Genomic DNA, 12,625 nt, shown 5'->3' with positions numbered 1-12,625 from the left:
ACATGTGGAACAGCTCTGCGATTGATCGGCGCAGTTTCGTCAAGGCTGCCGGACTAACGTTCCTGGCGGCACTGCAGCCGCGCGCGCTGATGGCACTGGAGCGTGCAGATGCTGTTTATGCATCCGGTTTGCGGACGGCCGACGGATCCTATGCCATAGCCACGGTCTCGGAACGCGGTGAAATTATCGACCAGGTTGCGCTTCCCGCGCGGGCGCATGGCATGGCCTTCAGCCGGGCGACCGGAAAGACCGTCGCCTTTGCGCGTCGCCCCGGCACCTATGCGATGATCTTCGACCCGCGCGGCAAGAACGAGCCAATCACCATTGCCGCCGCCGAGGGACGCCATTTCTATGGTCATGGCGCCTTTTCACCAGATGGTCGGCTCCTTTATGCCAGCGAGAATGCCTTCGACGCCAATCGCGGCGTGATCGGCCTTTACGACGCGACCGGTCGTTTCGATCGTATCGATGAATTCGAGACCTACGGTGTCGGTCCGCATGACATGACGGTGTCCGACGACGGGCGCATGCTGATCATTGCCAATGGCGGGATTGAAACGCATCCGGATTTCGGCCGCACCAAGCTCAATCTTTTCAATATGCAGCCTTCGCTGACGCTGATCGATGCAGCGACGGGATCGCTGATCGAAAAGCGCTCTCTGCCGTCGCAATGGGCACAACTCTCCACGCGTCACGTCGATGTCGACGATAGCGGCCGCATCTGGTTTGCGTGCCAGTACGAGGGTCACCGCAACGACCTGCCGCCGCTCGTCGGTTCCTTTGCAAAGGGAGAAGACCTGCGCTTCGTCGATCTGCCGGACGAAACCACGCGCCGCCTCGCCAACTATGTCGGCGCTATCGCCATCAACCGGGCAGATGGGCTCGTCGGCATCACCTCGCCCAAGGGCGGTGCATCCGTGACGATCGATGCGAAGAGCGGCCGCGTGCTGCGTGAAGCGGTCGTGCCTGACGCGGCTGGGATTGCAGCGGCCAAGACCGGCTTTGCCGTGTCATCCTATGATGGCGGGTTTTTATCAACGCGGAGCGATGTGGCCTGGGACCAGCATATCGTGCGTATTGCGGCCGTCTGAATTGTGCGCAAAAGATCGCTAGCGATCTGGTTGGAGGGTGCGCTCGCCCTATCTAGCGCGGATGAGCAGAGCCCTGACCTACGTCGTCTTCATCGCCATCGCGCTCGGCGGGGGCCTGACTGTCGGCGTCAACAATTTGCCCGGTGAATGGTATCAATCCCTCGCCAAGCCGCCGTTCAATCCACCTGATTGGATATTCGCCCCTGTGTGGCTCACCCTCTACGTTTTGATTGGTATTGCCGGTGCGCGGACATGGTTGCGCGGCCATCTCTCCGTCGGCATGCTGATCTGGGCCTGGCAGATGGTACTGAACTTTCTGTGGTCGCCGTTCTTTTTCGGCATGCGGATGCTCTCCGCCTCCCTGGTCGTCATCGTGCTGTTGCTGGGGCTAGTGATCGCCTTTGTCGTCAACCGCTGGAACGCCGACCGGGCAGCCGCGCTGCTTTTCATGCCTTATGCCATCTGGGTCGGTTTCGCGACGCTTCTCAACGCCTCGATCGTCTATCTGAACTGAAGCAGCGGCAGCGGGATCGTCGGTCGCGAGCCACGGAGGCTTCCGCCCGAAGGCAGAAAAAGAGAGCTCGTTTGCCGGATTCTAATCGGCTTTGGCGACCCAGTCGTGCCAGTCCGCTTCGCTGCCGTGGAAGACATTCAGGTCGATCCGGCCGTCAACGCCGTGCGAGATGCCGGAGCCTGAATACTGCCAGAACACCCAGCGGCGTCCGGGATAGACCTTGGAAGGGTGCGCCGCGACCGAACGCAGCCAGAAGGGATAGTTCAGGAAGGCTCCCTTCAGGTTGTCGCGATAGAAGTCCGGCGCGGTGTAGATGATCGGCCGCTGCCCGTAGTGCTGCTCCAGCTTGTCCATGAAGACCTGCATCTTCTCGCGAACCTTCTCGGGCGAGACTCGCCGCTTGCAGCTCGACTCGCCGTTCCATTCGACGTCGATGACCGGTGGCAAGGCCCCGGCTTCGCGGGGAACGTTGCGGATGAACCAGTCAGCCTGTTCGCCCGCCGTGCGGCACCAGTAGAAGAAGTGATAGGCCCCGCGTTTGATCCCGGCCTGTTTGGCGTCGCGCCAGTTCTTCCGGAACATCGGATCGAGGTGATCGCCACCGTCGGTCGCCTTGATGTAAACGAAGTTCGCGCCCTGCGTTCTCAGCTTCTGCCAGTCGATATCGCCCTGCCAGCGCGAAACGTCGACACCATGGACGGCAAGCTTTCTGGGCGACGAGGAGCCGAAATTGATCGGTTTGACGTCGCGGAAACGATGGTTGTAGATCCGCGAGCGTGTCCGCGGCGCGTCGTCGATTTCGGGGGCCGTCGGCGTTAGCACGGCTGGCTGGACTGTTGCAACCGGCCTTTCCGAAGGCATGGGGGCGGCGGACACGCCTGCCTGCGGTTCGAAGGCTCGTGGCTGAGGAACCGGGCCGGCCCAGGCCAATTCTTCCTGTCTTGGCGCCGTTGCCGCAGGCGTTTCTGCAACATCCGCCGATGGCACCGGGCTTGCCGGCACAGGCGCGCTTGGGCGTGCAACCGAGCTGGTCGTCTCGCGGGACGGCACGCTCGCGACAAGGTCCGGCCCCAAGCTGGATGTGCAGCCGGACAGAGCAAGAGAAGCAAGAAAGAACGCTGGCGCAGCCGATAGACGCATTGAGAACCCGCACGCAAAACAATTGTCGATGGCAGGGAGCCGCCACCGGGGAACCATTGAAAGGCAATGGCTAATGGAAAATTACCAAAAAAGACTGAATCCAATCTTTACGCGCGGCACGGGACGCTTCGTCAGTCAGACAACATCCAGCGCGCAGAAACCTTCTGCCAACTGATTTCCGGGAACCGCTTGTCTGACGCGACGCACCATGCCACTTTCGCGCCGGCAAAAAAGGCAAAGCGATGACTGACAACGGCGACTTCCACGAGCGGATCCGAAGAAACTTTGCGCGCCAGGCGGCGCTGCAGACCATTGGCGCCGAGTTGACCCGCGTCGAGCGGGCAACGGTGGAAATCGAGCTGCCATTCGACGTCAAGCTCACCCAGCAGCACGGTATTTTGCATGCAGGCGTGATTTCCGCGGCGCTCGATTCCGCTTGTGGTTTTGCCGCTTATAGCGTCATTGACGCCGAAGCATCCATTCTGACGATCGAATTCAAGGTCAATCTGCTGTCGCCGGGCCGGGGCGAGCGTTTTCTGTTTCGCGGCGAGATCACCAAGCCGGGATCGAACATCATCGTCGCGGACGGGCGCGGCTACGCGATTGGCGACGGGCCGGCAAAGCTGATTGCTTCCATGACAAGCACCATGATGATCATCCGTGGCAGAGAGGGCATTTCGGGATGAAGTTTGAGCTGAAATCGGTCGCCGGCAAATCCATTCTGTTCGTGATGGCGGCGGAGGCCGAATACGGTCCGTTCCTGCGCTCCCGCTTCGAGCCGCTGATGACCGGGGTCGGCCCCGTCGAGGCGGCTGTCGCCCTCACGCGGACACTGACGGAATTGGATAACGCGGACGACCTGCCACAACTCGTCGTCTCGCTCGGATCGGCGGGCTCGTCCAAGCTTGAGCAGACCGAAGTCTACCAGGTCACGTCAGTCTCCTATCGCGACATGGACGCCTCGCCACTTGGTTTCGAAAAGGGGCGCACGCCTTTTCTCGATCTGCCCGCCGTCGTCGAATTGCCGCTGAGGATTCCGGGCATTGCCGAAGCAAGCCTCTCGACCGGTGGCAACGTCGTGTCCGGGCAGGCCTACAGCGGCATCGCCGCCGACATGGTCGATATGGAGACCTTCGCAATCCTGCGTGCCTGCCAGGCCTATGGCCTGCCGCTGATCGGCCTGCGCGGGATTTCAGACGGTGTGGAGGAACTGCAGCACATTTCCGGTTGGACAGAATACCTGCATGTCGTCGATCGCAAGCTGTCTTATGCCGTCGACAGTCTGTTTACGGCGCTGGAGGACGGGGTATTCTGGTTCTAACCCCTGCTAAACAGGGACAATCGGGACAATAAAATCCTCCAGCCAAGGATTTCGCGCATTGCAAGACCGGGTGCTTTTCATTAAAGGCTCGCCATGACCCAGACAGCACATCCAGACAGCGTTCTCATCGTCGATTTCGGCAGCCAGGTAACCCAGCTGATCGCACGCCGCGTGCGCGAAACGGGTGTCTACTGCGAGATCGTTCCCTTCCAGTCCGCCGAAGAAGGCTTCAAGCGCCTGCAGCCGAAGGCAGTGATCCTGTCCGGCAGCCCGGCCTCGACGGTGGATGAAGGCTCGCCCCGCGCCCCCCAGATCATCTTCGACAGCGGCCTGCCCGTTTTCGGCATCTGCTACGGCCAGCAGACGATGTGCATGCAGCTCGGCGGCAAGGTCGAGAGCGGCCATCACCGCGAATTCGGCCGCGCCTTCCTCGAAGTCGACGAAGACAGCGCGCTGTTCGAGGGCCTATGGTCGAAGGGTTCGCGCCATCAGGTCTGGATGAGCCACGGCGACCGCGTCACGGCGCTCCCCGAAGGTTTCGAGGTCGTCGCGACTTCACCGAACGCACCCTATGCCTTCATTGCCGACGAGAAGCGCAAATATTACGGCGTGCAGTTCCACCCGGAAGTCGTACACACTCCCGATGGCGCCAAGCTGATCGCCAACTTCATTCACAACATCGCCGGCATCAAGGGCGACTGGTCGATGTCGGCCTATCGCCAGAAGGCCGTCGAGGCAATCCGCGAGCAGGTCGGCGACAAGCGTGTCCTCTGCGCCCTTTCGGGCGGCGTCGACAGCTCTGTTGCAGCATTGCTGATCCACGAAGCGATCGGCGACAAGCTCACCTGCGTACTGGTCGACCACGGCCTGATGCGCAAGGACGAGGCGGCCAACGTCGTCGCCATGTTCCGCGAACACTACAATCTACACCTGATCCACGTCGACGCATCCGACAAGTTTATCGGCGAACTGGAAGGGGTTTCCGACCCCGAGACCAAGCGCAAGATCATCGGCCGCCTGTTCATCGAGACCTTCGAGGAAGAGGCCAAGAAGCTCGGTGGCGCCGACTTCCTCGGCCAGGGCACGCTCTACCCCGATGTGATCGAAAGCGTTTCCTTCACCGGCGGCCCATCGGTGACGATCAAGTCGCACCACAACGTCGGCGGCCTGCCGGAGCGGATGAACATGCAGCTCGTCGAGCCGCTGCGCGAGCTCTTCAAGGACGAAGTGCGCGTGCTCGGCAAGGAGCTCGGCCTGCCCGACAGCTTCATCGGCCGCCATCCCTTCCCGGGTCCAGGCCTCGCGATCCGCTGCCCCGGCGGCATCACCCGCGAAAAGCTGGAAATTCTGCGCGAAGCCGACGCCATCTATCTCGACGAAATCCGCAAGGCCGGTCTCTACGACGCGATCTGGCAGGCCTTCGCCGTGCTGCTTCCCGTCCAGACCGTCGGCGTCATGGGCGACGGCCGCACCTACGAATTCGTCTGCGCACTGCGCGCCGTGACCTCGGTCGACGGCATGACGGCGGATTTCTACCACTACGACATGGAATTCCTCGGCCGCGCCGCTACCCGCATCATCAACGAAGTACGTGGCATCAACCGCGTCGTCTACGATGTGACGTCGAAACCGCCCGGCACGATCGAGTGGGAATGATTTGAGAGTCGCCTCAATCGAGGCGACGTCCATCAGAAATCAAGTGACTGCTGCACCGGCTTTGGCCGCGCCAGGCTAACGCCTTCGAGCTCCAACATCCTCTGCTTGGACGTTGAGCCGCCGGGCGCGGAGAAGCCTCCGATCTTGTTTCCGGCCGTTAGCACGCGATGGCAGGGGATGATCAAGGCGACCGGATTTTTCGCCATCGCCTGGCCGACGTCGCGGGCGGCCTCCGGCCCTACGCCGAGTTGTTTCGCGAGCGCACCGTAGGTGGTCGTGTGGCCCCAGCCGATCTGGCGGGCAGCATCGTAAACCTGCCTGAAGAAGGCATCCTGACCAGCGAGATCGACCTTCACGGTTGAGAAGTCCGTCGGCTCGCCGCTGAAATAGCGCTTCACTGCGGCAACAGCTTCGGCAACGGCGGCCGTCGGCTTCGCCGCCTCGGCGCCGGGAATGCGGCGAAGGAGCAATCGCTCGGTTGCCTCGGCACTCGACGTCGGCAGCTGAAACCGCGTAATGCCGACATCATTCCAGGCGATGCCGCAGAAGCCACCGCTCGTCTCGAAAATCAGATAGTGATGCATTGCCTGTTGCATGGGTCATTGCCTCCCTGCTGTTCACTCCGAAGATCGTGCCGTCGCGGCCGGAATTCAACCCGTTTCTTGCGTCGCACGAGCTTGCTCCGGTCGATCGTTCGCCCTTATGTTCTTTTTTTGTTCGTGTCATTTCAAGATCAAATGTTAGGCTCCCTGTCTTCCGTGAAGAATGAGAAACGGCCGTTGCCCAGGAGCCGATCATGCACGAGGACTTGCAGGCATCTTTCGATTTCGCTTCGCCGAAGACGCGCCAACAACCGTCGCGCTTCGACCGGGAAAGCCTTCTCTTTGCGATTTTGCCGGACTCGCGATCGCTCGACGAATGCGTGGCGATCCAGCAGTGGCTGCAGCGGGAACACCTTCCCCTCGCATCGCCACGTCCGCCAGCCGTCGTCCATGTTTCGCACTATTGTGTCGGCAAGAGCGCGCCCGCATTCCCGAGGGGGTCATCGCGGCGGAACGCCAGGCAGGACCGGCGATCGATGCGTGTCAGTTCGAGCTCGCCTTCGACCATATCATCACCGTCCTGCTGCCGCAGGACAACGCGATCGTACTCGCCGGCAATGGCGGACGGGAACTGTTACGGCAACTGCGTGTGCAAATCGCGATCGAGATGCACCGGTTGGGCGCAGACGCCAATCTGAACCCGAACTTTCAACCTCACGCCACGCTCCTCTACGACAAGGACATGGTGCCGCGTTCGCCCTGCAGAAGCCAGTCGTGATGGCTGCGCGCGAATTCGTTCTGCTACACAATCGCCAAGGCCAAGCCGGCTACGAAGAACTCGGGCGCTGGCCGCTTCATGCGCGCGGATAACACCTTGCCTCCGGCTATCGAACTCGCTTAAAGCTCCTGCGACAAGGCATGAAGCGGAGAACGACATGAACACGTCCGAGATCATTATTGCCGGTGACACGGCGGGTATCGAGTGGCGTTTGCCGGTTCTTCGTTTCAAGGGCAGCGATCCCAAGGCACCGAAGGTCTACATTCAGGCGGCTCTCCACGCCAACGAGCTGCCGGGCACGGCGTTGGTTCACTTCCTGTGTGAAAGACTGCGCCAGTCGGAAAACGCCGGTCAGATCAAGAGCGACATCATCGTCGTCCCGCATGCCAACCCGATCGGCGCGGCCCAGTCGCATTTCGGCGAGCTTCAGGGCCGCTTCGATCTTGGATCACGGACCAATTTCAATCGCGAGTTTCCGCTGATCTCGGTGAAGGATCGCGACGGGTTGCTTGAGGGCCTCGAGAACCGTTCCGCCATCGACAAGCTGAAGCGCCAGCTGCTGCATATGGCGCTCGGCTGCGATCTGGTGATCGATCTGCATTGCGACGACGAATCGCTGCAGTATGCCTACATCGACGAGGCTTTCTGGCCGGAGGCAGCCGATCTCGCATCGGCGATGGATATGGAAGCGGTGCTCCTCTCCGATGGCGAGAGTTCCGCCTTCGAGGAGGCCGTCGGTTTTGCCTGGAAATACGAGACGCCGGAGAAACAATCGCGCCTGCCCCGGAAACTGTCCGTCACCGTCGAGCTTCGCGGCCGCCGTGATGTCTATCCCGAGATGGCGAAGAAGGATGCCGAGGGATTGTGGAAATTCCTGGCGAGCCGCGGCGCAATCGATGCCGCCGTCTCGCTGCCGGCCTTCGATGGTCCCGCCGTACCGCTCGACAATATCGAGATCGTCCGTGCGCCGGAGGCCGGCACGGTTCTCTTCCACCACAATATCGGCGAATGGGTTGGCGAAGGCGATGTGCTTGCCACCTTGATCACTCGCCCCGGCATGGCTGACGGCAGCCTCGAGATTCGTGCGCCGCAGGCCGGCCTGATCGTGACCCGCAGCTCCGAGCGGCTCGTTCGCCGCCGCGCCGACCTGATGAAGATTGCTTGCAAGACCGCCAGCAAGGCGACGCGCAAACCCGGAACACTGGAGGACTAAGTGACCGTCACGATCTACGGCATCAAAAATTGCGACACCATGAAAAAGGCCAGAACCTGGCTGGAAGAGCATGACGTCGCCTACCAGTTTCACGACTACAAGGCTGTCGGGATCGATCGCGCCCACCTGCAGGCCTGGACGAAGGAAGCCGGATGGGAAACCGTGCTCAACCGGGCCGGCACGACTTTTCGCAAGCTGCCTGACGCTGACCGCGAAAATCTCGACGAGGGCAAGGCAATCGCTCTGATGCTGGAGCAGCCGTCGATGATCAAACGGCCGGTTGTGGAGGCGGACGGCAAGTTGCTCATCGGCTTCAAGCCCGAGATCTACGGCAGCTTCTTCAAGGCCTGATCGATGTCGAAAACCACGCGCGCCACGCAGGTTCTGAGCCAAGCCGGAATTGCCTTCACGGTCCATACCTACGACTATGATCCGAACGCGGAGCGCGTCGGCCTGCAGGCGGCAGAAGCGCTTGGCGAGGAGCCGCATCGCGTGTTGAAGACGCTGATGGCGGAGGTCGACGGCAAGGCGGTCTGCGTCGTCGTGCCGTCGGATCGTGAAGTCAGCATGAAGAAGCTCGCTAGCGCGTTCGGTGGAAAGTCCGCCAACATGATGAAGCCCGCCGATGCCGAGCGCCTGACCGGCTACCACGTCGGCGGCATCAGCCCGTTCGGACAGAAGAAGCTTGTGCCGACGGCAATCGAAGAGGCGGCGCTTGCCGAGGCGCAGGTTTACATCAATGGCGGACAACGCGGCCTACAGGTTCGGCTTGACCCGAAGGACGCGTTGAAGACGCTGAAGGCAGCAGCGGCACCGCTCATTGCCTGATCTCAGCTGAAGCGTGCCAGCAGAGAACCGAGCGTCGCGGCATCGGCCTTGCTCAGCTTTGCGCCGAAGTTGGCCTCGATGGCCTTGGCATAGACCGTCCACATGCGCTTCTGCAGTGCCCGCCCCTTCTCGGTAACGACCACCCACTGCCCGCGCCCGTCCCGGTCGAACGTCTGGCGCTGCACCAGCCCCGCCTTCTCGAGGCGGTCGATCAGTCGCGAGAGATTGTATTGGGCGAGCAACGTCCGCTCTTCGATCTCGAACGGCCGCAACCTGCCCTGCGGCGAGCGCACCAGTTCCCAGAGCACGTCGTACCAGCCGAGCGGCGGAAGCCCGGCCGACTTGAGATCCGCTTCGATCTGACCGAGCAGTCGCTGCTGCGCGCGCATCAGCCCGATCCAGGCATCGATCGCCGCATCGGAGGGCGTCGTTTCGTTCTTTTTGTTCATACATGCATTTACATCTACCTTGAACCTCGGCGCAACAGCTACTACATGCAATTGCATCTACAATGGAGATGCCCACTATGGATCATTTGCCACTTCAAGCACCGGGTTCGGCTCTGCTGCTCGTCAGCCACCACCTTTGCCCGTACGTGCAGCGCGCTGCGATCGCGCTGGCGGAGAAGGGAGTACCCTTCGAGCGGATCAACATTGATCTCGCAGACAAACCCGGCTGGTTTCTTGAGATTTCGCCGCTCGGCAAGGTGCCCCTGCTCTGCGTCCGCGACAGCGACGGCAGTCGTGAGGTACTTTTCGAGAGCAGTGTGATCTGCGAGTATCTGGAGGAGACGCAGGACGGCGCGAGCCTTCATCCGGCCGATCCGTTGACGCGCGCACGCCACCGCGGCTGGATGGAGTTCGGCTCTTCGATCCTGTCCGACCTCTGGGTCTACGAGACGACCCAGGACCGCGCCCAACTAGAGGCAAAACGGCAGGTCCTTGCATCGAAGTTCGCGACCATCGAAACCGAACTGAAGAGCGGCCCCTACTTCGCGGGCGACAGCTTCAGTCTGGTCGATGCGGTGTTCGCGCCGATCTTTCGCTACTTCGACGTTTTCAACACCATCGGCGACAGCGGCATCTTTGCCGGCCTGCACCGCGTCCAGGCCTGGCGGAAAGCATTGTCGGAGAGGCCGAGCGTAAAGGCCGCGGTCGGGCCTGACTATGCCGATCGGCTGATGGCCTTCCTGAAGCGCCACGATGCGGTACTGTTGCAGCAGCCATCCGTTTCGGCCGCCTAATCCCGGCATAAGCCGGTGGCGGCAAAGAGCTGCCATCGGTTGACAAGCAACTTCAATTTCGCCGCAAAGGGGTCTAAGTCTACCGGCCAATCCGTTTTGTTCGAGGAGTGACCGACCATGAATTTCATGCCGCAAAGCCAGACCTCAGTCGATCCCGTAAAGCTTGAAAAGCTGGCGGAGGTGGCCGTCAAGGTCGGGCTGCAGTTGCAGACGGGCCAGGACCTCGTGATCACGGCCCCGGTCGTCGCCCTGCCCCTCGTGCGCCTGATTACCAAGCATGCCTACATGGCGGGTGCCGGGCTGGTGACGGCATTCTATTCCGACGAGGAGTCGACGCTCGCGCGCTACAGATACGGCAGCGATCAGAGCTTCGATCGCGCATCCGATTGGCTCTATGACGGCATGGCAAAGACTTATGCAAAGGGCACCGCCCGGCTTGCCGTTTCAGGCGACAATCCGATGCTGCTTTCGGAACAGGATCCGGCAAAGGTTGGTCGCGCCAATCGGGCGAACTCGGCGGCCTACAAGCCGGCGCTGGAGAAGATCTCGAATTTCGACATCAACTGGAACATCGTCTCCTACCCCAATCCGTCCTGGGCGGCGCTGGTCTTCCCTGACGATCCGGAAGCGATCGCCGTTGCCAGGCTCGCCAAGGCGATCTTTGCGGCGTCGCGCGTCGATGTCGAAGACCCGATCGCCGCCTGGGCTGAGCACAATGCCAATCTTGCCAAACGCTCACACTGGCTGAATGGGGAGCGCTTCGCTTCCTTGCACTTCACCGGGCCCGGCACCGATCTGACGGTCGGCCTTGCCGACGGCCACGAGTGGCATGGCGGCTCGTCGACCGCCAAGAACGGCATCACCTGCAATCCGAACATTCCAACCGAGGAGGTCTTCACGACCCCGCATGCGCTCAAGGTCGAGGGCCATGTTTCGAGCACCAAGCCGCTGTCCCATCAGGGCACGCTGATCGACAATATCCGGGTTCGCTTCGACGGCGGCCGGATCGTCGAAGCAAAGGCCTCGCGTGGCGAGGAAGTGCTGAACAAGGTGCTGGATACCGACGAGGGGGCACGGCGGCTCGGCGAAGTGGCGCTGGTACCGCATTCATCACCGATCTCAGCGAGCGGCATTCTGTTCTACAACACACTGTTCGACGAGAACGCCTCGTGCCACATCGCGCTCGGCCAATGCTATTCGAAATGCTTCGTCAACGGCGCCAGCCTGACGCAGGAGCAGATCAAGGCCCAAGGCGGCAACTCGAGCCTGATCCACATCGACTGGATGATCGGCTCCGGCCAGGTCGATATCGACGGCGTCAGGCCAGACGGCTCGCGGGTTCCGGTGATGCGTCAGGGCGAGTGGGCCTGACCGACATTGCGCGCTGACTGAGCCAGACGCTCGCGAGCACCATTGCGAAGCCGACGAGCTGCGCGGGCGTCAGGCTTTGTCCAAGAGCCAGCCAACCCAGCAGGGTGGCTGTGACCGGACTAAGGAAGCCCAATGAGGCCGCGGCGGACGGCTCGATGCGCGCGAGCCCCCGAAACCACAGCAGATAGGTGAAGGCTGCGCCGATCAGGCCAAGATAGGCCATGCCGAGGACACTGGCTGTAGTCGGCACCGGCAGCGCGGGTTCAAGGAAGAAAGCGACGGGCGCGAGCAGGATGCCGCCCGCCGTCAGCTGCCATGCGGTAAAGGCAAGATTTGAGACCGGCGGAGCCCATCGTCGCGTCAGCACCGTGCCGAACGCCATCGAGACCGCACCCGCGATGCCCGCGACGACGCCGATCGGGTCGAGCGCCGCGTTGGGCGTGAGCACCAGCAGTGCGACGCCCGTCATCCCGATCAGCCCGGCACCCACCGCAAGAGCATGGATCGGCTTGCCGAGGAAGATGCGCGACAGCAGGATGACGATAAGCGGCTGAATGGCCCCAACCGTCGCGGCAACGCCGCCTGGCAACCGATAGGCAGACACAAACAGCATTGCCCAGAAGAACGAGAAATTGAGGCCGCCGAGCAAAAACACGCGAGCCCACCAGATACCTTGCGGCAGTTGCCGGACGACCGCAAGCAGCAGAAGCCCGGCCGGCAAGGCGCGCAGGAAAGCGACCGTCAGTGGATATCCGTGCGGCAGGAAGGATGTGGTCACGAAATAGGTGCTGCCCCAGATCGTTGGCGCCAGCGCCGTGATCAGGACATCGGAAAGAGGCGCTCCAGTTTTCTTCATCTCAAGAATCTCTATATCAAGATAAATATAATCTAACGCCATTTATCTTGACGTCAAGAGACATGGTGATAA

General features: G+C 61.6%; 15 protein-coding genes. 11 read left to right on the top strand and 4 right to left on the bottom strand.

What is annotated here, in order from left to right:
* The first annotated feature begins 2 nt into the window (after nucleotides 1-2).
* Nucleotides 3-1,091, top strand: a complete 1,089-nt coding sequence (locus tag FHX16_RS01705) for a DUF1513 domain-containing protein (protein ID WP_183860658.1) — start codon at nucleotides 3-5, stop codon at nucleotides 1,089-1,091.
* Between the two features lie 61 nt (nucleotides 1,092-1,152).
* On the top strand, nucleotides 1,153-1,605 hold the full coding sequence (locus tag FHX16_RS01700) for a TspO/MBR family protein (protein ID WP_183753400.1): 453 nt from the start codon (nucleotides 1,153-1,155) through the stop codon (nucleotides 1,603-1,605).
* A gap of 81 nt (nucleotides 1,606-1,686) precedes the next feature.
* Here the strand turns inward: FHX16_RS01700 and FHX16_RS01695 are convergent, their stop codons facing one another.
* Nucleotides 1,687-2,745 carry a GH25 family lysozyme gene (locus FHX16_RS01695; RefSeq protein ID WP_183753402.1) on the bottom strand — a complete coding sequence of 353 codons (1,059 nt, stop codon included), beginning with the start codon at nucleotides 2,743-2,745 and terminating at the stop codon, nucleotides 1,687-1,689.
* A gap of 242 nt (nucleotides 2,746-2,987) precedes the next feature.
* Between FHX16_RS01695 and FHX16_RS01690 the strand changes: the two genes are divergently transcribed.
* From FHX16_RS01690 to guaA, 3 genes are all read left to right on the top strand, one after another.
* Nucleotides 2,988-3,431, top strand: a complete 444-nt coding sequence (locus tag FHX16_RS01690; protein WP_183753404.1) for a PaaI family thioesterase — start codon at nucleotides 2,988-2,990, stop codon at nucleotides 3,429-3,431.
* Nucleotides 3,428-4,066: a 5'-methylthioadenosine/S-adenosylhomocysteine nucleosidase gene (locus FHX16_RS01685; protein ID WP_016552405.1), complete on the top strand. Its 639-nt coding sequence runs from the start codon at nucleotides 3,428-3,430 to the stop codon at nucleotides 4,064-4,066. The genes FHX16_RS01690 and FHX16_RS01685 overlap by 4 nt, the downstream gene beginning before the upstream one ends.
* Nucleotides 4,067-4,159: 93 nt before the next feature.
* A complete protein-coding gene (gene guaA, locus FHX16_RS01680; protein WP_183753406.1) occupies nucleotides 4,160-5,722 on the top strand; it encodes a glutamine-hydrolyzing GMP synthase in 1,563 nt (520 codons plus the stop codon).
* 32 nt (nucleotides 5,723-5,754) lie between these two features.
* Here the strand turns inward: guaA and FHX16_RS01675 are convergent, their stop codons facing one another.
* Complete coding sequence (locus tag FHX16_RS01675) at nucleotides 5,755-6,318, bottom strand: methylated-DNA--[protein]-cysteine S-methyltransferase (protein WP_259126384.1); 564 nt, start codon at nucleotides 6,316-6,318, stop codon at nucleotides 5,755-5,757.
* 322 nt (nucleotides 6,319-6,640) lie between these two features.
* Here FHX16_RS01675 and FHX16_RS01670 point away from each other — a divergent pair, with 322 nt between their 5' ends.
* From FHX16_RS01670 to ybaK, 4 genes are all read left to right on the top strand, one after another.
* The gene (locus FHX16_RS01670) at nucleotides 6,641-7,042 is read left to right on the top strand and encodes a hypothetical protein (protein WP_259126383.1); all 402 of its coding nucleotides are present in this window, start codon (nucleotides 6,641-6,643) and stop codon (nucleotides 7,040-7,042) included.
* A 157-nt stretch (nucleotides 7,043-7,199) separates the two neighbouring features.
* The gene (locus FHX16_RS01665) at nucleotides 7,200-8,255 is read left to right on the top strand and encodes a succinylglutamate desuccinylase/aspartoacylase family protein (RefSeq protein ID WP_183860662.1); all 1,056 of its coding nucleotides are present in this window, start codon (nucleotides 7,200-7,202) and stop codon (nucleotides 8,253-8,255) included.
* The gene (locus FHX16_RS01660; protein ID WP_183860664.1) at nucleotides 8,256-8,606 is read left to right on the top strand and encodes an ArsC family reductase; all 351 of its coding nucleotides are present in this window, start codon (nucleotides 8,256-8,258) and stop codon (nucleotides 8,604-8,606) included.
* 3 nt (nucleotides 8,607-8,609) lie between these two features.
* Nucleotides 8,610-9,083 carry a Cys-tRNA(Pro) deacylase gene (gene ybaK / locus FHX16_RS01655; RefSeq protein ID WP_016552399.1) on the top strand — a complete coding sequence of 158 codons (474 nt, stop codon included), beginning with the start codon at nucleotides 8,610-8,612 and terminating at the stop codon, nucleotides 9,081-9,083.
* Nucleotides 9,084-9,085: 2 nt separating this feature from the next.
* Here the strand turns inward: ybaK and FHX16_RS01650 are convergent, their stop codons facing one another.
* Nucleotides 9,086-9,589: a MarR family winged helix-turn-helix transcriptional regulator gene (locus FHX16_RS01650; protein ID WP_183860666.1), complete on the bottom strand. Its 504-nt coding sequence runs from the start codon at nucleotides 9,587-9,589 to the stop codon at nucleotides 9,086-9,088.
* A 20-nt stretch (nucleotides 9,590-9,609) separates the two neighbouring features.
* Here FHX16_RS01650 and FHX16_RS01645 point away from each other — a divergent pair, with 20 nt between their 5' ends.
* On the top strand, nucleotides 9,610-10,326 hold the full coding sequence (locus tag FHX16_RS01645) for a glutathione S-transferase family protein (RefSeq protein ID WP_183860668.1): 717 nt from the start codon (nucleotides 9,610-9,612) through the stop codon (nucleotides 10,324-10,326).
* A gap of 117 nt (nucleotides 10,327-10,443) precedes the next feature.
* Nucleotides 10,444-11,697 carry an aminopeptidase gene (locus FHX16_RS01640; RefSeq protein WP_183860670.1) on the top strand — a complete coding sequence of 418 codons (1,254 nt, stop codon included), beginning with the start codon at nucleotides 10,444-10,446 and terminating at the stop codon, nucleotides 11,695-11,697.
* Here FHX16_RS01640 and FHX16_RS01635 read toward each other — a convergent pair.
* Complete coding sequence (locus tag FHX16_RS01635; RefSeq protein WP_183860672.1) at nucleotides 11,645-12,553, bottom strand: EamA family transporter; 909 nt, start codon at nucleotides 12,551-12,553, stop codon at nucleotides 11,645-11,647. The genes FHX16_RS01640 and FHX16_RS01635 overlap by 53 nt on opposite strands.
* Nucleotides 12,554-12,625: the final 72 nt, after the last annotated feature.

This window comes from Rhizobium sp. BK661 (assembly GCF_024808825.1).
Lineage (GTDB): Bacteria > Pseudomonadota > Alphaproteobacteria > Rhizobiales > Rhizobiaceae > Rhizobium.
The sequence above is the reverse complement of the archived record's forward strand: the minus strand, read 5'-3'. Positions and strand labels throughout refer to the sequence as shown.

Bases quoted from the DNA above. Each gene is read 5' to 3' on its own strand.
- FHX16_RS01640 (WP_183860670.1), top strand. From the start codon at position 10,444: ATGAATTTCATGCCGCAAAGCCAGACCTCAGTCGATCCCGTAAAGCTT.
- FHX16_RS01650 (WP_183860666.1), bottom strand. From the start codon at position 9,589: ATGCAATTGCATGTAGTAGCTGTTGCGCCGAGGTTCAAGGTAGATGTA.
- FHX16_RS01685 (WP_016552405.1), top strand. From the start codon at position 3,428: ATGAAGTTTGAGCTGAAATCGGTCGCCGGCAAATCCATTCTGTTCGTG.
- FHX16_RS01665 (WP_183860662.1), top strand. From the start codon at position 7,200: ATGAACACGTCCGAGATCATTATTGCCGGTGACACGGCGGGTATCGAG.
- FHX16_RS01690 (WP_183753404.1), top strand. From the start codon at position 2,988: ATGACTGACAACGGCGACTTCCACGAGCGGATCCGAAGAAACTTTGCG.
- FHX16_RS01645 (WP_183860668.1), top strand. From the start codon at position 9,610: ATGGATCATTTGCCACTTCAAGCACCGGGTTCGGCTCTGCTGCTCGTC.
- ybaK (WP_016552399.1), top strand. From the start codon at position 8,610: ATGTCGAAAACCACGCGCGCCACGCAGGTTCTGAGCCAAGCCGGAATT.
- FHX16_RS01695 (WP_183753402.1), bottom strand. From the start codon at position 2,745: ATGCGTCTATCGGCTGCGCCAGCGTTCTTTCTTGCTTCTCTTGCTCTG.
- FHX16_RS01675 (WP_259126384.1), bottom strand. From the start codon at position 6,318: ATGCAACAGGCAATGCATCACTATCTGATTTTCGAGACGAGCGGTGGC.
- FHX16_RS01635 (WP_183860672.1), bottom strand. From the start codon at position 12,553: ATGAAGAAAACTGGAGCGCCTCTTTCCGATGTCCTGATCACGGCGCTG.
- guaA (WP_183753406.1), top strand. From the start codon at position 4,160: ATGACCCAGACAGCACATCCAGACAGCGTTCTCATCGTCGATTTCGGC.
- FHX16_RS01705 (WP_183860658.1), top strand. From the start codon at position 3: ATGTGGAACAGCTCTGCGATTGATCGGCGCAGTTTCGTCAAGGCTGCC.
- FHX16_RS01670 (WP_259126383.1), top strand. From the start codon at position 6,641: ATGCGTGGCGATCCAGCAGTGGCTGCAGCGGGAACACCTTCCCCTCGC.
- FHX16_RS01700 (WP_183753400.1), top strand. From the start codon at position 1,153: ATGAGCAGAGCCCTGACCTACGTCGTCTTCATCGCCATCGCGCTCGGC.